General features: G+C 73.3%; 17 protein-coding genes. 10 read left to right on the top strand and 7 right to left on the bottom strand.

From position 1 onward, the window contains the following. Window positions 1-41 precede the first annotated feature (41 nt). Window positions 42-581 (top strand): NAD(P)H-dependent oxidoreductase, encoded by a 540-nt coding sequence (locus tag ACFFGY_RS03710; protein ID WP_377043038.1) that lies wholly within the window; start codon window positions 42-44, stop codon window positions 579-581. Window positions 582-638: 57 nt separating this feature from the next. Here ACFFGY_RS03710 and ACFFGY_RS03705 read toward each other — a convergent pair whose 3' ends face one another. Then, a complete protein-coding gene (locus ACFFGY_RS03705; RefSeq protein ID WP_377043037.1) occupies window positions 639-1,862 on the bottom strand; it encodes a multidrug effflux MFS transporter in 1,224 nt (407 codons plus the stop codon). Between the two features lie 297 nt (window positions 1,863-2,159). Here ACFFGY_RS03705 and ACFFGY_RS03700 point away from each other — a divergent pair, with 297 nt between their 5' ends. Further along, window positions 2,160-2,330, top strand: a complete 171-nt coding sequence (locus ACFFGY_RS03700; protein ID WP_377043035.1) for a hypothetical protein — start codon at window positions 2,160-2,162, stop codon at window positions 2,328-2,330. 143 nt (window positions 2,331-2,473) lie between these two features. Here ACFFGY_RS03700 and ACFFGY_RS03695 read toward each other — a convergent pair whose 3' ends face one another. Beyond that, the gene (locus tag ACFFGY_RS03695) at window positions 2,474-4,324 is read right to left on the bottom strand and encodes an ABC-F family ATP-binding cassette domain-containing protein (RefSeq protein WP_377043034.1); all 1,851 of its coding nucleotides are present in this window, start codon (window positions 4,322-4,324) and stop codon (window positions 2,474-2,476) included. A gap of 76 nt (window positions 4,325-4,400) precedes the next feature. Beyond that, window positions 4,401-4,667, bottom strand: a complete 267-nt coding sequence (locus tag ACFFGY_RS03690; RefSeq protein WP_377043033.1) for a hypothetical protein — start codon at window positions 4,665-4,667, stop codon at window positions 4,401-4,403. A gap of 472 nt (window positions 4,668-5,139) precedes the next feature. Between ACFFGY_RS03690 and ACFFGY_RS03685 the strand changes: the two genes are divergently transcribed. Beyond that, window positions 5,140-5,739: a nitroreductase family protein gene (locus ACFFGY_RS03685; protein WP_377043032.1), complete on the top strand. Its 600-nt coding sequence runs from the start codon at window positions 5,140-5,142 to the stop codon at window positions 5,737-5,739. 198 nt (window positions 5,740-5,937) lie between these two features. Here ACFFGY_RS03685 and ACFFGY_RS03680 read toward each other — a convergent pair whose 3' ends face one another. Beyond that, entirely contained in the window at window positions 5,938-6,831 is an 894-nt protein-coding gene (locus ACFFGY_RS03680) for a LysR family transcriptional regulator (RefSeq protein WP_377043031.1), read from the bottom strand. 103 nt (window positions 6,832-6,934) lie between these two features. Between ACFFGY_RS03680 and ACFFGY_RS03675 the strand changes: the two genes are divergently transcribed. The 3 genes from ACFFGY_RS03675 to ACFFGY_RS03665 all read left to right on the top strand — a co-directional run bounded on the left by ACFFGY_RS03675 (window position 6,935) and on the right by ACFFGY_RS03665 (window position 11,051). Further along, window positions 6,935-7,798 carry an SDR family oxidoreductase gene (locus ACFFGY_RS03675; RefSeq protein ID WP_377043030.1) on the top strand — a complete coding sequence of 288 codons (864 nt, stop codon included), beginning with the start codon at window positions 6,935-6,937 and terminating at the stop codon, window positions 7,796-7,798. Window positions 7,799-8,084: 286 nt separating this feature from the next. Further along, window positions 8,085-9,788, top strand: coding sequence for a thiamine pyrophosphate-binding protein (locus tag ACFFGY_RS03670; RefSeq protein ID WP_377043029.1), 1,704 nt, complete (start codon window positions 8,085-8,087; stop codon window positions 9,786-9,788). A gap of 339 nt (window positions 9,789-10,127) precedes the next feature. Beyond that, window positions 10,128-11,051: a LysR family transcriptional regulator gene (locus ACFFGY_RS03665; protein WP_377043028.1), complete on the top strand. Its 924-nt coding sequence runs from the start codon at window positions 10,128-10,130 to the stop codon at window positions 11,049-11,051. Here the strand turns inward: ACFFGY_RS03665 and ACFFGY_RS03660 are convergent. From ACFFGY_RS03660 to ACFFGY_RS03650, 3 genes are all read right to left on the bottom strand, one after another. Beyond that, window positions 11,014-12,111: a YeiH family protein gene (locus tag ACFFGY_RS03660; RefSeq protein WP_377043027.1), complete on the bottom strand. Its 1,098-nt coding sequence runs from the start codon at window positions 12,109-12,111 to the stop codon at window positions 11,014-11,016. The genes ACFFGY_RS03665 and ACFFGY_RS03660 overlap by 38 nt on opposite strands. 228 nt (window positions 12,112-12,339) lie before the next feature. Next, complete coding sequence (locus ACFFGY_RS03655; RefSeq protein WP_377043026.1) at window positions 12,340-13,644, bottom strand: hypothetical protein; 1,305 nt, start codon at window positions 13,642-13,644, stop codon at window positions 12,340-12,342. Window positions 13,645-13,729: 85 nt separating this feature from the next. Further along, window positions 13,730-14,347: a LysE family translocator gene (locus ACFFGY_RS03650; protein ID WP_377043025.1), complete on the bottom strand. Its 618-nt coding sequence runs from the start codon at window positions 14,345-14,347 to the stop codon at window positions 13,730-13,732. Between the two features lie 504 nt (window positions 14,348-14,851). Between ACFFGY_RS03650 and ACFFGY_RS03645 the strand changes: the two genes are divergently transcribed. The 4 genes from ACFFGY_RS03645 (at window position 14,852) to ACFFGY_RS03630 (ending at window position 18,626) form a co-directional block, all read left to right on the top strand. Beyond that, a complete protein-coding gene (locus tag ACFFGY_RS03645) occupies window positions 14,852-16,183 on the top strand; it encodes an NAD(P)/FAD-dependent oxidoreductase (RefSeq protein ID WP_377043024.1) in 1,332 nt (443 codons plus the stop codon). Between the two features lie 130 nt (window positions 16,184-16,313). Then, entirely contained in the window at window positions 16,314-16,739 is a 426-nt protein-coding gene (locus ACFFGY_RS03640) for a VOC family protein (RefSeq protein WP_377043023.1), read from the top strand. 348 nt (window positions 16,740-17,087) lie between these two features. Beyond that, a complete protein-coding gene (locus ACFFGY_RS03635) occupies window positions 17,088-17,399 on the top strand; it encodes a DUF3297 family protein (protein ID WP_377043022.1) in 312 nt (103 codons plus the stop codon). A gap of 99 nt (window positions 17,400-17,498) precedes the next feature. Next, window positions 17,499-18,626 carry an epoxide hydrolase family protein gene (locus ACFFGY_RS03630; protein ID WP_377043021.1) on the top strand — a complete coding sequence of 376 codons (1,128 nt, stop codon included), beginning with the start codon at window positions 17,499-17,501 and terminating at the stop codon, window positions 18,624-18,626. Window positions 18,627-18,904: the final 278 nt, after the last annotated feature.

Raw genomic sequence — 18,904 nt, 5'->3', positions numbered from 1 at the left:
CTGAGTTTGGCGCGCATCCCCTGTTCCCCGGAAGCAGCACCTTGACCAAGACCCTGATCCTCCTTTGCCACCCCGACTACGCCGCGTCGCGCGCCAACAAGGCCCTGGCCGGGGCGGCCTCGGCCCTGCCAGACGTGGAGGTGGTGCATCTCGACGCGCTTTATCCCGGCGGCCGGATCGATGCGGAGGCGGAGGTGGCGCGCCTGCTGGCCGCGCGGCGGATCGTGCTGCAGTTCCCGGTGCAGTGGTATTCCACGCCGCCCCTGCTGAAGCTCTGGCAGGACGTGGTGCTGACCCGGATGTTCTACATCAACGCCGAGACCGAGGGGGCAAGGCTGGCCGGGCGCCCCCTGCTGGTGGCCGCGACCGCGGGGAACCGGCCGGAGGCCTACGCCGCCTCGGGGCCCAATCTGTTCCCCCTGCCGGAGCTGCTGCGCCCGCTGCATGCCACGGCGCATCGCTGCGGCCTTGCCTGGCAGGAGCCCTTCCTGGTTTTCGGCGCCAGGACGGCCTCCGACGACACCCTGGCGGGCGCCGCCACGGCCTATGCCGGCAGGCTGCGCGCCCCGCTTCCCGGCTGAACCCCGCCGTGGCGCGGGCCCAGGAAGCGGGGCGAAGCCGCCCCAGATCGCACTCCTTCAGCCCGCCGTCTTCGGGCGGTCCGAAGCCCGCGACCGTCCGGCCACCTGGAAGGCCAATTGCCCCAGCACGCCGCCGCCCACCAGGATCAGCGCGGCGCTCAGCGCCGGGTCCTGTCCCTGCCCCACCAGCGCCGAGCACAGCGCACCCCAGGCCATCTGGCCGAAGCCGTAGAGCCCGGCCGCCGAGCCGATCAGCGCCGGGTTCACGCTGACCGAGCGGGTGAGCGCCATCGGGCTGGCGATGCCGCAGCCCAGCGCCACCAGCACCAGCGGCCCCACCACCAGCGGCACGCTCAGCCGCCCGCTCAGCACCACGAGCAGGAAGACGCAGGAGCCGAGCAGCGCCGCGGCACCCGCGCCCACCATCAGCCGGTCGATGCTGATGCGCCGCACCAGCCGCGAGGCCAGCAGGCTGCCCGCCGCGAGGCCCAGGATCATGATGCCGAGGTAGAGGCCGACCTCCGCCACCGGGCGGTGCATCTCGTTCACGAAGATAAAGGGCGAGGCGGCGATAAAGGCGTACATGGTGGTGGTGGTGCAGGCCCCGCCCAGCGCGTAGCCGCCGAACACCGGCGAGCGCAGGAGATGCGCGTAGTCGCGGATCAGCGAGGCCGCGTTCACGCCCTCCACCCGCCGTCCCGTTTCCGGCAGCCGCCACCAGCACAACAGGATCGAGGTCGCGCCCATCAGGCACAGCAGCGCGAAGATCGACCGCCACCCCAGCGTCGCCGTCAGCGCGCCGCCCACCGCCGGCGCCAGGCCCGGCCCCGCCGAAACCATCAGGTTCAGCAGCGCCAGCCGTGACGCCGCCTCCTGCGGGCCGGCGGTGTCGCGCACCATGGCCCGGCCCAGCGCCAGCCCGGCACAGCCGCCCAGCGCCTGGATCAGCCGCGCGCCGATCAGCACCCCGGCGCCCGGCGCCAGCAACGCCGCCAGCCCGGCCAGGGTATAAAGCGCCAGCCCCACCATCAGCACCGGCTTGCGGCCGTGCACGTCGGAGACCGGCCCGTAGAAGAGCTGCCCCACCGCGAGCCCCACCAGGTAGAAGCTGATCGCCCCCTGCATGGTGGCGGTGCTGGCGCCCAGGTCCCGCGCCGCCGCGGGCAGGGCGGGCACGAAAATGTGCATGGCCAGCGTGCCGGAGAAGGTCACCAGCGTCAGCAGCCACAGGGGCGGGGTGGGCGGGCGTTCCGGAAGGGCCGGGGCGGCTGCCCCGCTCATTCCCGCCCGCCCCCGCGTGGTTCGGGGGCAAGGCGCCGGCCGCCGCCGCATCGCGGCCGCCGTCTGGGCTGTAAGGTCATGCCCGGCAGTGTGCGACCTCCGCCCCGGGGCGTCACGCCCCGGCGCCGCGAAAGAAAGGGGGCATCGCCGGGGCATATCCTCCAGGGGCAGGGGGGACCAAGGGGATGGTCCAGGAACGGGCGCCAGGGACAGCGGGGCAGGAAGACCCGATCACCTCTTCAAGCCGGGGCGCCTTGCTGCCAAAAGCGGCGACGAACAGCGAGGAGCGACAGAACCATGCGCAAGCCGAACTACAATTTCGAGCGCGCCGAGCGCGAGCGCGCCAAGCAGGCCAAGGCCGATGCCAAGGCGGAAGCCAAGGCCCGCCGCAAGCAGGAAGAAGAGGCCGAGGCGGCCGCGGCGGCCGGCGGCACGCCCGCCGAAGCCCCGCACGAAGAGCAGAACTGAGAAGGGGGGCGGCCCGGCGGCCGCCCGAACCCCGGCGCCTTCCGCCGCCCCGCCGCGCGGGGCGGCGGGGGCAGACAGCGGCACGGACCCTGCCATGCGCCCCACGGGGCAGGCAGGTGTGGGCAGGATGAGGGCAGAACCGCTCAGCCCCCTTCGATTTCCTCGCGCAGCATTTCCAGCTCCAGCCATTCCTCCTCGGCCCGCGCCAGCTCCGCCTGCCGCTCCGCCATCATGGCCGAGGCCTTGTCGAAGCGGGCCCGGTCGCGGCTGTAGAGCGCAGGATCGGCCAGGATCTCGCCCAGCTTGCGCAGCTCGGCCGACAGCTTCTCCATCCGCGCGGGCAGGGTCTTGAGCCCTTCCTGTTCCCGCATCGACAGCCGCCGGCGCTGGGTGCCCGGCGTGGTTCCCCCAGCGACTCCCCCGGCCGCGCCGCCGTTGCCCGCCGCGCCGCCCCCTGTGCCGCCGTCCCGCGCCGCTTCCGCCACCCGCCGCGCCTGCACCCCGTGCCCGCGCTGCGCCACCATGTCGGAATAGCCGCCGGCATATTCCCCCCAGGCCCCGTCGCCCTCGGAGGCGATCACCGAGGTCGCGCAGCGATCGAGGAAGTCACGGTCGTGGCTGACCAGCAGCACCGTGCCGCTGTAGTCCGCGATCAGCTCCTGCAACAGGTCCAGCGTTTCGAGGTCGAGGTCGTTGGTCGGCTCATCCAGCACCAGCAGGTTGCTCGGCCGCGCCATGGCGCGCGCCAGCATCACCCTCCCGCGCTCGCCGCCCGAGAGCACGCCCAGCGGGGTTCGCGCCTGCTCGGGCGGGAACAGGAAGTCCTTCATGTAGCCCACCACGTGCCGCGGCGTGCCGCCCACATGGACCATGTCGCTGTCGTCGCCGGTCAGCGCCCGCTGCAGCGTCATGTCGGGATCGAGGCTCGCGCGGCGCTGGTCGAGCGTCACCATCTCCAGCCCCGTGCCCAGCCGAACCTCGCCGGTATCGGGCGCCAGCACGCCGGTCAGCATGTTGAGCAGCGTGGTCTTGCCCGCGCCGTTCGGCCCGACGATGCCGATGCGGTCGCCGCGCAGCACCCGGGTCGAGAAGGGCGCCACCACCACGCGCCCGTCATAGGTTTTGCTGATCCCGTCTGCCAGCACCACCAGCGAGCCGGAACCGCCGGCCTCGCTGGCTGCCATGCTCACCTTGCCCAGCGCGCCGACCCGCTCGCGCCGCTGCTTGCGCAGGTCATGCAGCTGCCCCAGGCGGCGGACGTTGCGCTTGCGCCGCGCCGTCACGCCGTAGCGCAGCCAGTCCTCTTCGCGCGCGATCTTGCGGGTCAGCTTGTGCGCCTCGCGCTCCTCTTCCTCCAGCACCTCGTCGCGCCAGTTCTCGAAACCGGCGAAGCCCTGTTCCAGCCGCCGCGTGGTTCCACGATCGAGCCAGACCATCGCCCGCGACAGGTTCTCCAGGAAGCGCCGGTCGTGCGAGATGGTCACCAGCGCGGAGCGCATGGACTTCAGCTCGCCCTCGAGCCACTCGATCGCCGGCAGGTCGAGGTGGTTGGTCGGCTCATCCAGCAGCAGGATGTCCGGCCGCGGCGCCAGCACCCGCGCCAGCGCCGCGCGCCGCGCCTCGCCGCCCGACAGCACGCCCGGGGTTTCCTCGCCACTCAGGCCCAGCTGCTCCAGCAGGTAGCGCGCCCGGTACGGATCGTCGCCCGGCGCCAGCCCGTCCTCGACGTAGCTCAGCGTGTTCTCGTAGCCGCTGAGGTCCGGCTCCTGCGGCAGGTAGCGCAGCGTGGCACCCGGCTGCACGAAGCGCGTGCCGCCATCGGGCTGCACCATCCCCGCCGCGACCTTCAGCAGCGTGGACTTGCCCGAGCCGTTGCGCCCCACCAGCGCCAGCCTTTCGCCGGGCGAGACGGACAGCGTGGCGCCTTGCAGCAGCGGCGTGGTGCCGAAGAACTGCCGGATATCGGTGAGGAGCAGGAGCGGAGGAGCGGCCATGTGGACCGGGGTTTAAAGCGCCCGAGCGCGGAGCGGAACCGTCGCCATCCGCAACGCCGCCCTTCCGCCGGCGTCCTCAGCGCGGCGCGGGGTCCTTGTCGGCAGTTTCCCCCGCCGTACCGGCCTCGCTGCCCCCGGCGGAACCGCCCTCGGGCGTGCCCGCCCGACGCGGCCCGCCCTGGCCGCCCTCGGCCGGCTCGCCGCTCCACTCGTCGGTGATGTCGCCCTGCGCCTCGCTCACCGCCCGGATCGCCTCGGGGGAGGGCGGCCGGGGGATATAGCCTTCCGGCGCGTCCCCGGCGTCGTGCTGCGCCTTGGGGCCTTCGGGTGGGCGGTTGCTCATGCTGGTGTCTCCCGGATCGCGCGGGGCCGCCCGTGAGCCGCCCCCTCGCACGAACAACGCCACGGCCTGGGCCGGAGTTCGGAACCCTCCGCCACGCGGCGCGGCGCCCCGGCATGGGACCCGGCTGGCAGCCCCTGCGCCGCGCCCCGGGCACCGGCATCCATCCTGGAGGCTCAGCGGCACCCGCCACCAGACACCCTCATCGGAGAGCCGCAGCAGGGAGCCCCAGTAGGGAGCCCGGTTGGGAAGCCCAGTCGGAAGGTCGGGGGCCGCCCCCTCGACAAAGCCGGCACGATGTTCCACGACTTCCGCTGATTTTTCCGCAGTGCACCATGCGCGGCGGAGGAGCCACTGCGGCGCCCGGCGCCCCCGAACGGACGGGCCGGGATCGCCGGGACGCGGTCGGACGGCCGGGGGCACCGGATCCACCGGATGCCGGGCGCGCCGCGACACCGAAGGAAGCTGAACCCTCGTGACCACTGCCAATTCCCGCACCGCCGAGCACCCGGTCGACCCGCTGTTCCTGGAGCGCTGGTCGCCCCGCGCCTTCGCCGACGAGATGATCAGCGAGGCCGACCTGCTGACCATGATCGAGGCCGGCGGCTGGGCCGCCTCCTCCTACAACTCGCAGCCCTGGCGCTTCCTTTACGCCCGCCGCGGCACCGCCCACTGGGACAAGTTCCTGGCGCTGCTCAACCCCTTCAACCAGAGCTGGGCCAAGAACGCCTCGGCGCTGGTGATCCTGGTGTCGAACTCGCTGATGCAGCCGCCCGGCGCCGACAAGCCGGTGCCGTCGCACAGCCACTCGCTCGACGCCGGCGCCGCGGCCGGCAACTTCGCGCTGCAGGCCACCCGCATGGGCTGGCAGGCGCACGGCATGGTGGGCTTCGACCTGGAGCGCGCCTTCACCGAGCTGAACGTGCCGCAGGGCTATCGGGTCGAGGCCGCCTACGCCATCGGCAAGCAGGGCGACAAGTTCACCCTGCCCGAAGGCCTGCAGGCCCGCGAAATGCCCAGCCCGCGCAAGCCGGTGCGCGAGATCGCCTTCGAGGGCGGCTTCGGGGCCGAGTAACCGGTCGGGGCGGGGCCTTCGGGTCCTGCCCGCCCTTCGTGATCCGACCCCGGGGAAAGGGAGAAGGAATTCTCCCTTTCCCCGGACCCCTTTCCCTCATCTTTGTTTGAGACGCTGCCGCGGGACGGTGGCGGCCGGTGCAGAGCGAAGCCGCACCGTGGAGGTGAGGGGGCTGCCCCGGCGTTCACCCGACCCGCCTCATCCCCCGATACAGGCCGCCAGCTCCTCGGGCGTGCCCAGCGGAAAAGCCTCCCGCAGGTAATCGAGAAAGGCGGACACGCGGGCGCTCAGCAGCCGCCGCGACGGGTAGAGCGTCCACAGGGCAATCTCCGGCCCTTCCACGTTGCCCCAATGCACCAGCCGGCCCGCTGCCAGGTCCTGCATAACGAGCGACACCGGCAGCCGCCCGGCGCCCACACCCGCCCGGACCGCGTCGCGCACCATGATGAGCGACGAGAGCTGAAGCACCGGCTCCACCGCGATGCGCGCTCCGCCGGCCGGTGCCGTCACCGCCCAGGACCGCGGCTGATCGCCCCCGGCGCGCACCACGGCCGGAACCGCTGAACCGTTTGCCGGGCGCTCCAGGCCAGGGCTCGCCACCACCACCAGCCGGTCGCGCAGGAAGATCCGTCCGACGAGGCTCTCATCCGGGTCCGGGTCCACCCGGATCACCAGGTCGTAGCCCTCCTCCACCATGTCGACGGCCCGGTCCTCCGTGGTGACCTCGAGCCGGACCTCCGGGTGGCGCAGCGCGAAGCCGGCGGCCAGCTTCCCCATCGCGGTCTGCCCGAACAGCAGCGGCGCGCTCACCCGCAACCGGCCGCGCGGCCTGTCCCCTCCCGAAGCGATCGCCGCCGCGGTCGCTTCGAGTTCGGTGAGCAGCGCCCCCGCCCGCTCATGGAGGGCCCGTCCTTCCTGGGTGAGCTTCAGCGTGCGCCCGCCACGTTCGAACAGGCGCAGGCTGAGGCTGCTTTCCAGCTCCGCGACCCGGCGCGACAGGGTCGCCTTCGGCCGCCCGGCGGCGCGTGCGGCCCGCCCGAAACCCCCGTGCCGGGCCACCAGGCTGAAATCAGCGAGGGCAAGCAGATCCATCTGTTCCACCAGTGAGACACCGCGTCCAGATATGGCGCCTGCCGGGCCATCCGTGGATCACCTATTTCCGGGACGTCTTCAACACGAACCCGGAGTGATCCCCATGACCATCCTCGTCACCGGCGCGACCGGCACGGTCGGCCAGCAGGTCGTCGAACAGCTCACCAGGCGCGGCGCCGAGGTGCGCGCGCTCGTCCGCAATCCCGAGAAGGCCCACCTCCCGGCGGGCGTCACCGTGGTCCAGGGCGACCTGCTCGACGTCGACGCGTTGCGCGGCGCCCTCGCAGGGGTGTCCACCCTGTTTCTGCTCAACGCCGTGGTGCCCGACGAATTCACCCAGGCGCTGATCACGCTCAACCTCGCTTGGGAGGCCGGCGTGCAGCGGATCGTCTACCTGTCGGTGATCCACAGCGACCTTTACGTGAACGTGCCGCACTTCGCCGGCAAGTTCGCGGTCGAGCGCATGATCGAGCGTATGGGCCTCAACGCCACCGTCCTGCGCCCTGCCTACTTCATGAACAACGACGTGACGATCAAGGACGTCGTCGTCGGGCACGGCGTCTACCCCATGCCGATCGGCAGCAAGGGCCTCGCCATGATCGACGCGCGCGACATCGGCGAGATCGCGGCGATCGAGCTGATCCGCCGCGAACGGTCACCCGACCCGCTTCCGCCCGACCGGATCAACCTCGTCGGTCCCGAAACGCTGCGTGGCACGGATTTGGCGGCGATCTGGTCCGAGGTGCTGGGCCGCCCGATCGCCTACGGCGGCGACAACACCGCCGGGTTCGAGGCGAACCTGCGCCAGTTCATGCCGGGCTGGATGGCCTACGACATGCGGCTGATGAGCGAGCGTTTCCTCACCGACGGCATGATCCCCGAACCCGGTGACACCGGGCGCCTTGCCACGCTGCTGGGCCGCCCGCTGCGCAGCTATCGCGACTTCGCCGCCGAAATCGCCGCCTGACCGCGCCGGCAGCACAGATCCGCGGCAGCGTCCCGGAAAAAGATGAGTGGGGGTGTGGGGGAGAGAATTCCTTCTCTCCCCCGCCTCCGCCCTCTCCATCAGGAACCTCGCTCACCGCCCACGGCTCCACCTCTGGCACCCCCGTTCTCCCCCCACCGCAGCCGCGCCACCACATCGTGGCGCGCGGGCCTGGCGAAGAGGCCCGGCCGCGCCGGACGCCGTTGGCCGCCGCACCGCCCTGCGCTATGCCCGAAGGCAACCGCGCCGCCGGAGGAAAGCAGAGCCCATGTCCGACATTCCCGCCCCCACCGCCGTCGCCGCGTCCCCCACCCCGCGCACGGGCGGCGAGATCCTGGTCGCCCAGCTTCAGCGGCAGGGCGTCCACCGCGTCACCTGCGTGCCGGGCGAAAGCTTCCTCGCGGTGCTCGACGCGCTGCACGACGCCACGATCGACGTGATCACCTGCCGCCAGGAAGGCGGCGCCGCGATCATGGCCGAGGCGCTGGGCAAGATGACCGGCCGCCCCGGCGTGTGCTTCGTCACCCGCGGTCCCGGCGCCACCAACGCGTCCGCCGGCGTGCATATCGCGATGCAGGACTCCACGCCGATGATCCTGTTCGTGGGCCAGATCGGCACCGAGATGCGCGAGCGCGAGGCCTTCCAGGAGCTCGACTACCGCGCCGTCTTCGGCACGATGTGCAAGTGGGCCACCGAGATCGACGACGCCCGCCGCATCCCCGAGATCGTGTCGCGCGCCTTTCACGTCGCGACCCAGGGCCGCCCCGGCCCGGTGGTGATCGCGCTGCCCGAGGACATGCTGACCTCCACCGCCACGGTGCCCGACGCCCCGCGCGCCGAGCCGGCAGTCGCCGCCCCCACCCCCGACGCGCTCGCCCGCTTCCACGCCCTGCTGCGCGAGGCCAAGCGCCCGCTGGCGATCCTGGGCGGCCCGTCGGGCGCTTCGGGCTGGACGCAAGGTGCGGTGGACCAGTTCGCCGCTTTCGCTGACCGCTGGGACCTGCCGGTCTGCACCTCGTTCCGCCGCGCCGACCACTTCCCCTGGGACCACCGCTGCTACGCCGGTGACCTCGGCATCGGACCCTCGCCGAAGCTGGCGGCGCGGGTGCGGGAGGCCGACCTCCTGCTCCTCGTCGGCGGCCGCATGTCGGAAATGCCCTCGGGTTCCTACTCGCTGCTCGACATCCCCGTGCCGCAGCAGCAACTCGTGCATGTCCACCCGGGCGCCGAGGAGATCGGCCGCGTTTACGCGCCCACGCTCGGCATCCTGTCGGGCCTTTCCAGCTTCGTGGCAGCCCTGGAAGACAGCCGCCCCGACGCCGTCCCCGCCTGGGCCGGCGAGGCCGCGCGCGCCCACGAGGACTACCTCAGCTGGTCCGGCCCGGTCCGCACCCTGCCGGGCGATTTCCAGTACGGCGAGGTCATGGCCTGGCTGCGCGACCGCCTGGGCCCCGACGCCGCGCTGTGCAACGGCGCCGGCAACTTCGCCGGCTGGATGCACCGCCATTACCGCTTCCGGCAGCTGGGCACGCAGCTCGCCCCGACCTCGGGCTCCATGGGCTACGGCGTGCCGGCCGCGATCATGGCCAAGCGCGAACGCCCCGAGGCCATCGCGCTCGCCATCGCGGGCGACGGCGACTTCCTGATGACCGGCCAGGAATTCGCCACCGCCGTGCAGCACGACATCCCGGTCATGATCGTGGTGATCGACAACGGCATGTACGGCACGATCCGCATGCACCAGGAACGCGACTACCCGAACCGCATCTCGGCGACGCGGCTGCGCAACCCGGATTTCGCCGCCTATGCCCAGGCCTTCGGCGGCCACGGCGAAACGGTGCGCCGCACCGAGGAATTCGCCCCCGCCTTCGAGCGCGCCGTGGCGTCCGGCAAGCCCGCGATCCTCCATTGCTTCCTGGATCCGCGCGCCCGCTCGGTCGGCCGCGACATGCCGGAAGACCAGGGGCTTTGAGGGGCGCGCCTTGATGGGCGGGCTCTGACGGGCGGCTGACCGGCGCGCCCCGGCGCCCGCCACGGCCGGCGACGCCTTGTTCTGGGATCGCCCCGGAACCGCGCCGTGAACACCGCACCACCCCGCATCGCACGGTGCCGCCCCACCCCGTGCCGCTGGCCATGGCGGCCTTCCTGCCGGGTGGAAGCCTGGCGGGGCGCGGCGTCAGCCCCTGGCTTCGCGCCCCTGGCTTCGCGCCCCTGGCTTCGCGCCCCTGGCTTCGCGCAACGGGTTGCGGAACAATCGCCGCCCCCGGCGCCGGCGTCCCGGCGCTCCTGGTTTCGAGGAACCACCCCGCCCATGACGCTCGAGCAGCTGCGGGTCTTCGTGGCGGTGGCGGAGCGTCAGCACGTCACCCGCGCGGCCCAGGCCCTCAACCTGGCGCAGTCGGCCGCCAGCGCCGCGGTGGCCACGCTGGAAGCGCGCCACGGCGTGAAGCTGTTCCACCGCGTCGGCCGCGGCATCGAGCTGACGGAGGAAGGCCGCGCCTTCCTGCCCGAGGCCCGCGCCGTGCTGGCGCACGTCGAGGCGGCGGAGCGGGCGCTGACCGAGCTCGGCGGGCTGGTGCGCGGCACGCTCTCGGTGATGGCGAGCCAGACGATCGGCAGCTACTGGCTGCCCCGCCACCTCGTGGGCTTTCGCGCCGTGCACCCGGGCGTGGAGGTCCGCCTGGGGATCGGCAACACCACCCAGGTGGCCGCCGCCGTGCATGACGGCGCGGTGGAGATCGGCTTCGTGGAAGGCGAATTCGACGACCCGGCGCTGCTGGCGCGCGAGGTCGCGACGGACCAGCTGGTGCTGGTGGTGGGGCCGGGCCATCCCTGGGTCAGGCACCCCCCGGCCGATATCGCGGCGCTGGCCCCCGGCACCGGCTGGGTGCTGCGCGAGGCGGGCTCGGGCACCCGCTCGGCCTTCGAGGCGGCGCTGCGCGAGGCCGGTGCCGACCCGGCGGCGCTGCAGGTGGCGCTGGAACTGCCGGCCAACGAGGCGGTGCGCGCCGCGGTGGAGGCCGGCATGGGGGCCACGGTGATCTCCGCCTCGGTGGCGGCGCCGGCGATCGAGGCCGGGCTGCTGCACCACGTTCCGCTGGTTCTGCCGCAGCGCCCCTTCCGCGCCCTGTGGCACCGCGACCGGCGCCTCGGCCGCGCCGCCCGGGCGCTGCTCGCCCAGGTGGGCGAGGCGGCGGCTAGTGGACGTCCAGCAGCCGGATCAGCAGCAGGCTGATCGCGCCCAGCGCCAGCAGCGACAGCACCACCGAGCCGGTGACGCGGCCGCCGGCCCGCGCCACGGTGCGCACATCCACGCCCAGCCCCAGCGCCGCCATGGACACCACGGTCAGCGCCGTGGCGGCGGTGGCGAGCGGGGCCAGCGTCACGGCCGGGATCAGGCCCAGCGAGCGCAGCGCGATCATCCCCAGGAAGCCCAGGATGAACCACGGCACCAGCCGGTGCAGCGGCGGCCGCGCGGCGCGCGGTCGGTCCCCCGCGGCGACGGCCGGCGCGCCGACCTCGCCGGCCTCGCGCAGCCGGGGGGCGAGCAGCGACAGCACCAGCACCACCGGGCCCAGCATCAGCACGCGCACCAGCTTCACCAGGGTGCCCACCTGCACGCTGATGGCGGCCACCGGCGCGGTCGCTGCCAGAACCTGCGGCACGGCATAGACCGTCAGCCCGGCCAGCACGCCGAACTGCGTGTTGCTCAGCCCCAGGAGCGGCGCCAGCACCGGCAGCAGCAGCACCACGGCGACGCCCAGCACCGCGGTAAAGGCAATCGAGGCCGCCACGTCCTTGCTGTCGGCGCCGATCACCGGCGCCACCGCCGCGATGGCGGAATTGCCGCAGATGGAGTTGCCGCAGGCCACCAGCACCGCCATGCGCCGCGGCAGCCCCAGCGCGCGGCACAGGCCGTAGCTGAGGGGGATCGACACCGCGACCACCAGCGCGATGGCGAGCAGCATCCCCGGCCCCATCGCGATCACCGTGGCGGCGCTCACCGAGGCGCCGAGCAGCACCACCGCGATCTCCAGCAGCATCTTGGCCGAGAAGGCGATGCCGGGCTTCCAGGTGGCGCCCGGCGTCCAGGCGGTGCGCACGGCGGTGCCGAGCAGGATCGCCAGCACCAGGGCTTCCAGCCAGGCGCGCCCGAAGGCCGCCGCCTCCGCGTGTTCCAGCCCGATCGCCGCCATGGCCACCGCGGCGCAGAGCGCCACGCCAGGCCCGACGCGCGCGAGGCCGTGGGACGGGGCGAGGCGTGGTGCTGCTGCTTTGGCGGTGGTCGCGGACATCGTCGGGGCCGTTGTTGTTCTGCCCGCAGGATCGTCACTCCCACTGAGTCGGTCCAACGCCGACACACGCTTGAAACAATCGCCCGGCGCGATTGATGGGTGCGGACACATCGTTCGGCCGCGTGGTTCGCGGCGCCCCGCCCGGGCGCGCCGGGCAGGCGGTGGAACAGCCTTCAGGCGCCAGGGATCATCCCGTCCACGACCCGGCAGGCGCGGCGGGCGAGGGGTTCAGGCGCAGGCCTCCAGTGCCCGCAGCGCTTCCGCCATCAGCGGACGATCCGCCGGCACCGGCTGCACGCAGCGCGCCGCCACCGCGCGCGCGGCCTCGGGCACCGCCTCGGCGCGCGCGATCAGCTCCTCCAGCAGCAGCCCCCAGGCGCGGACCTCCAGCCGCTGCATCGCCAGGCCGTCCTCGCCCCCGGGCAGAACCGAGGCGGCGCCCAGGTCGCTCAGCACCGCCTCGCCCGCGCGGCCGTCCCAAAGGAGGTTGTGCGCGTAAAGGTCGCCGTGCAGCAGCCCGCGCCCGTGCAGCTGCGCGGCGCCCGCCCCGGCCGCCAGCGCCAGCCGCCGCGCCACCGGCCAGGGCAGCCGCAGCGCCGGGGCATAGTCGTCGCGCGTGCAGCCGGCCAGGCTCGGCGGCCCGGCCAGGGCGCGCCAACCCTCCGGCAGCAGCGGCAGCAGCAGCCCTTCCACCCCCTCCGGATGCCCCATCACGCGCCCCAGCGCCCCGGCGAGGTTCGGATGCGCCCCGGCCGCCAGCGAGGCGGCGATCTCGTGCCCCGGCAAGCCGTCGCTGGTCATGGCGCCCCGGAACAGCTTCAGCGCCACCGGGCGCGGCGCCGCGCCGGCCTGTCCGTGCCACAGCGCCGCCTGCACCCGCCCCGAAGCGCCTTCGCCCAGCGCCGCGCCGGGCTCGATCGCCTCCCACGGCACGTCCGGCACCGCCGCCGCGCCCCGCATCGCGGGCTCCGCCGGGTTGCCCGCGTAGCCCAGCCAGCACAGTTGCGGCAGCGCCGTGAGCCAGGGCGGCAACGCCTCGAAGCGGTTGGCCCCGATCCGCAGCAGCTCCAGCGACGGCGCCCCGGCCAGGCCCTCGGGCAGCTGCTCCAGCCGGTTGCCCGCCAGCATCAGCTTCTGCAGCGCCGGCCGCTCGCCGAGGGCTGCCGGCAGCGTGCCGATCGCGTTGTCGGTCAGCGTCAGCCAGCGCAGCCGCAGCGGCAGCGACTCCGCCGGAACCTCGCGCAGCCCCGTGCCGCGAAACCCCACCTGCGTCAGCGCCGCGCAACCGCCCAGCACCGGCGGCAGGAGGGGGAAGGGGTTGTTCGAGCCGAAGATCACCCGCAGCCGCCCCAGCGTCGCCATCGCCGGCGGCAACTCGCTCAGCCGATTATTGCCGAGGTCCAGCTCCTCCAGCGTGTCGCGCAGCGCGAAGACCTCGGGCGGCACCGCCTCCAGCCCCAACCCGTTCAGCCGCAGGGTGCGCGCCCCGGCGAGATCGCCGCGGCGCAGGGCTTCGAGGGTCGAAAGGCTCATCGGCGGGCTCCGGCTCGGTGCTGGCCGCTCCCCTACACCGTTGCACGGGGGCACGTCGCGATTAAGGAATATATTCCTTTGTAACTCAGCGCGCGGCCTCGGCCAGGGCCAGGGTCCCGTAGACCGTCAGCAGCATGCCCGCCCCCTGATTGACGTAGAGCAGCGTGTCGGCGGGCAGCCGGCGCCGCAGCAGCGCGAAGGCGCCGCAAAGGCAGGCCCACCACGCCGCGGCGGCGGTGAACATGCCCAGCAGCAGCAGCACCGCCTCGCCCGCCGAGGGCGGGTGCGCGCCCGCGAAGGGCGACAGCAGCGCCACGATCAGCACCATCGCCATGGGGTTCACGAGGTTGAACGCCGCGGCCGAGGCGTAGGCCGCCAGCAGCGCCGGCGCCGGCGTGGCCTCGCCAGTTAAAGAGGGCCGGCGGCGGAACAGGGTCCGCGCCGCGCTCAGCAACAGGAACAACCCGCTGAACATGTGCAGCGTCCCGCTGTCCTGGCTCAGCCAGGGAACGGCCGCCCCCATCCCGAGCAGCACGAGCGTCCCGTGCAGGAGGTTGACCGTGGCCGCACCGAGGCCGCTGCTGATCCCCGCCGGCATGCCCCAGGCCAGGGTGCGGCGGATGCAGAGCAGCCCCATCGGGCCGATCGGGATGGCGATCGAGCAGCCGATCAGCATGCCCGTCGTGAAGGAAAAATCGTGCATGGCCCCGTCCTTGCTGCCGGTTCTCGTCGCCTCGCCGTTGCTGCCCGGTGCGGATCCGGTAGTTCCGCCACCCGTGCAGGGGCGGAAAACCGGGCCGGCCGGATCGTGCAGCCCGACTCGGTGCGGCTGACTGCGGTAGGAATTTTGGCCGCTTCATAGGAACAAATAAAGAACAAAGCGTCGGAACCACGCCTTCTCCCGCTTTCGTGCGCAGCGGCGCCGCTGACCACCTGTTCCCCCGCAGCCCGCAGCCCGCAGCCCGCAGCCCGCAGCCCGCAGCCCGCAGCCCGCAGCCCGCAGCCCGCAGCCCGCAGCCCGCAGCCTGCCCCGTCGCACCCGGCCACCCCGCCGCGACTGTCGGCGGCCCCGCTTCGTGCCAGCACCCGCCTCGGCTAAGCTCGCCCTCACCAGTTCCGCCCTGGCCAGTTCCGTCCCGCCCAAATCCGCCGCCACCTGTTCCCCGCGCCCTGCCTCGCGCGCCTCTCCGAAAGCCCGCCGCTCCCGATGCCTTCCACGTCCGGCTCCGTTCCGCCGTCCCAGCCTCCCGCCACCCCGACGCGGGCCGGCGACGGAACCCCACGCCACGTCGTGGTGATCGGCGCCGGCATCATCGGCGCGGCCTCCGCGGTGGAGCTGCTGCGCGACGGCCACCGCGTCACCGTGGTCGAGCCCGGCGATCCCGGCGGGCCGCAGGGCGCCAGCTACGGCAATGGCTGCTGGCTCTCGGTGCAATCGGTGATCCCGCCGTCCGGCCCAGGGCTGTGGCGCAAGGTGCCGGGCTTCCTGCGCGACCCGCTGGGGCCGCTGGCGATCCGCTGGCGCTACCTGCCGCGCGTGGCGCCCTGGCTCGCGCGCTACCTGTTGGCCGGCTGGACCGAGGCGCGCGTCGCCCGCACCGCAGCCGCCCTGCAACCGCTGCTGGCCGACGGCCCGGCGCTGCACCGGGCGCTGGCCGCCGAGGCCGGGGTGGAGCACCTGATCCACCGGAACGGCGACCTTTACATCTACCCGGACCGTGCGGCCTTCGAGGCCGAGGCGATGAGCTGGCGCATCCGCCGCGCGCTCGGCATCCGGTGGATCGAGCTGTCGGCCGAGGAACTGCACCAGCGCGAGCCCGAGCTCAGCCGCACCTATTCCTTCGGTGCCCTGGTGGAAGCGGGCGGCCATTGTTCCGACCCCGGCGCGCTGGTGGCGGCCCTGGTGCGCCACGCGGAAGGGCAGGGCGCCACGCTGCGCCGCACCCGCGCCACCGGCTTCCGCTTCGAGGGCGACCGGTTGCGCGCGGTGCGCACCGAGGTGGGCGAGATCCCCTGCGACGCCGCGGTGATCGCGGCCGGCGCGTATGCGAAGACGCTCGCCGCCGCCGCCGGCGACCGCGTCCCACTCGAGAGCGAGCGCGGCTACCACGCCGTGCTGCGCGACCCGGAGGTGTCGCCCCGCCTGCCGCTGATGCCCTCCGACGGCAAGATGGCGATCACCCCGACCGCCGGGGGCCTGCGCTGTTCCGGCCAGGTGGAGATCGCGGGACTCGCGGCCGCGCCGGACTGGCGCCGGGCGCAGATCCTGCGCGACCACCTGCTGCGCGCCTTTCCCGCCCTGCCGCGCGACCTGCCGGCCGATCGCGTCGAGGTCTGGATGGGCCATCGTCCCTCCACCCCGGACGGCCTGCCGGTCATCGCACGCAGCCGGCGCAGCCCGGACGTGGTGCACGCCTTCGGCCACGGCCATGTCGGGCTGGTGAGCGGCCCGCGCACTGGCCGCCTCGTGGCGCAGCTCCTCGGCGGTCGCGCGCCGGAGGTGCCGGTGGAGCCCTTCCGCGCCAGCCGCTTCCGCTGAGCCGGGCAGGAGGCACGCGGCTGGGCACAGCCCGCCACCCCCGCGGGGCGTCTGCCGGCGGTGCCGGGGCGGGCTCTCCCCCGCGCCGTGCTTGACAGCACCCGTTGCGGGCGAGCCCCCTTTGGGCGCCATGGAACCCCGCCTCAGCCTCGTCACTCTGGGCGTTGCCGACCTCGCCCGTGCCACGGGTTTCTACGAGGCGCTGGGCTGGCCGCGGCGGATGCACGCGGCGGAGGGCGTCGCCTTTTTCCAGCTCAACGGCATCGCGCTCTCGCTTTATCCCCGCGCAGCACTCGCCAGCGACGCCGGCGTGCCGCTGCAGCAGGCGCCGTCGCAGGGTTTCACGCTGGCCTACAACACGCGCGGCCGCGAGGAGGTGGACGCCGTGCTCGCCCGGGCGGCGGCGCTGGGCGGCAAGGTCACGCGACCGGCGCAGGAAGCCTGCTGGGGCGGCTACCACGGGCATTTCGCGGACCCCGACGGCTTCCTGTGGGAGATCGCCTGGAACCCGGGCTTCGCGCTCGGGCCCGACGGCGCCCTCACGCTGCCGGACTAGCGCAGGTCCCGATCAGGTGGAATCACTTGATCGGGTGAAAATACCTGGGGAAAACAACAGCCTGGAGCGATTTTCGTGAGCCGTGGCGAACGGCAACCGATTCAGCGTTGCGGCCGCACGACCCGGCCCGTCCGCCCCCGCCTGCCTGCGCCGTTGTCCGTGTCCTCCTGTTTGCGCGCTCCATTCACGACTGGTCCGAATGCGGCCGCCCGGTGCCCCGCCGCGCCCCTGCCTCTTGCCCTGGCTGCCGCGCGGTGGGATGCGGACGCTTCACGCCCGCCACGACGCGCGGGCCGCCCCCTTCCACCGCGGCTCGTCGCCGCTTTCTTCGCCCGCGAGGCCCCGCCGATGTCCGACACCCCGCCCGACCGCCTGTCCGTGAACCCCAAGAGCCCCTACTTCAACGAGCCGCTGCTCCAGCGCGGCGTCGGCGTGCGCTTCAAGGGCGTCGAGAAGAACAACGTCGAGGAATACTGCGTCAGCGAGAACTGGGTGCGCCTGACGGTCGGCAACACGCTGGACCGCAAGGGCAACCCGATGACCGTGAAGCTCCAGGGCACGGTGGAGCCGTATTTCCGCGACGCCGCCCCCGATGGTGCCCCCGATGCCACGAAGGCGGACCCGGCCGGCGACGCCCCTTCCGACTCCCCGGCGACCTGACGCACCCGGCTGCCGGCGTGGGGCAGCCGTTTCGCGCCGGCAACCCGTTGCCCGTCCCGCGCGCTTCCCCCGGCGACACCGCCCCGAGGAACGCGCCCGATGACCCCTTTCCGCGTGGACTGGACGGCGGAGGCCGTGGCCCCCGTTCTCGACCGCATCCGCCGCTACCGCTTCCCGCCCGCGCCGGCGGGGGAGGGCTGGCGCTACGGCACCGACGCCGCCTTCCTGCGCGACTTCTGCCGCCATTGGGCGGAGGAGTACGACTGGCGCGCGGCGGTGGACCGCCTCAACCGCTTCCCGCAGTTCACCGCCACGGTGGACGGGGTGGCGCTGCACTTCGTCCACCTGGTGGGCGAGGCGGGCGGCCGCCGCCCGCTGCTGCTGAGCCACGGCTGGCCCGGCTCGATCCGCGAGTTCTGGCGCGTGGCGGAACCGCTCGCCTTCCCGTCGCGCCACGGCGGCCGCGCGGAGGACGCCTTCGACCTGGTGATCCCCTCGCTGCCCAATTTCGGCTTTTCCGCCAAGCCGGAGCAGACGATCGACCAGCGGCGGACCGCCGACCTGTTCCATAGCCTCATGACGGAAGTCCTGGGCTACCGCCGCTTCCGCGCCCATGGCGGCGATTGGGGTGCGCTGGTCACCTCGCTGCTGGCGCTGGACCATCCGGACAGCGTCGAGGCCATCCACCTCACCATGCTCTTTCCCAAGCCCGCCACCCCGCCGCGCACCGAGGAAGAAAAGGCCTGGGCCGCGAAGCAGCCCGCGATCGAGCAAGGCATGGGCGCCTACCGCCACCTCCAGGGCACGAAGCCGCAAAGCCTGAGCTGGCTCGTGGGCGACTGCCCCGTGGCCCAGGCCGCCTGGATCCTGGAGCGCTACCACGACTGGTCCGATCGCCGCGACCGTCCCTTCGAGCAGGTCTTTACCCGCAAGGAACTGATCGACACGGTCATGATCTACCACATGACCGGCGCCTTCCATTCCTCGATCCGCTTCTACAGCGCGGCGATGGAGGCGGGCCTGCGCGAAATGCCGGCCGGCAGGCGCGTCGAGGTTCCGACCGCCTTTGCCTGCTTCCCCGACCCGCTGCACCCCTGGCCGCCGCGCGCCTACGCGGAAACCGCCTACAACGTCGCCCGCTGGACGCCCATGCCGCGCGGCGGCCATTTCAGCGCGCTGGAAGCGCCGGAGCTGCTGGTGGAGGATCTGCGCGCCTGGGCCGGGTAGGGGCCCCGCCACCCAAGGTCCCGCCGGGCCCGCGCCCGCGGGTCGGTGGGCGCCACGCGGCCGCAGGTCCTGCCCACCCGGCGGCCGGTCGTCGCGGCCCGCCTGGACTCCGGTCCCTCCCGTGACATCCGCAGCCTGTTCGCCGGCCGTGTTCCACCCTGACGCGCCATCGGCCCGCACCCTGCCACGTCGCCGCGCGGTGCATGGGCGACGCCGCGGAACGGCAGCGGCTGTTTGTTAGTTAATCGATATTAATATGATTTCGTAACGCAACGGGT

This window comes from Roseomonas elaeocarpi, assembly GCF_042433915.1.
Taxonomy (GTDB): Bacteria; Pseudomonadota; Alphaproteobacteria; order Acetobacterales; family Acetobacteraceae; genus Roseomonas; species Roseomonas elaeocarpi.
Note: the sequence above shows the minus strand (reverse complement) of the source record. Positions and strands in the feature narration are given on the sequence as shown.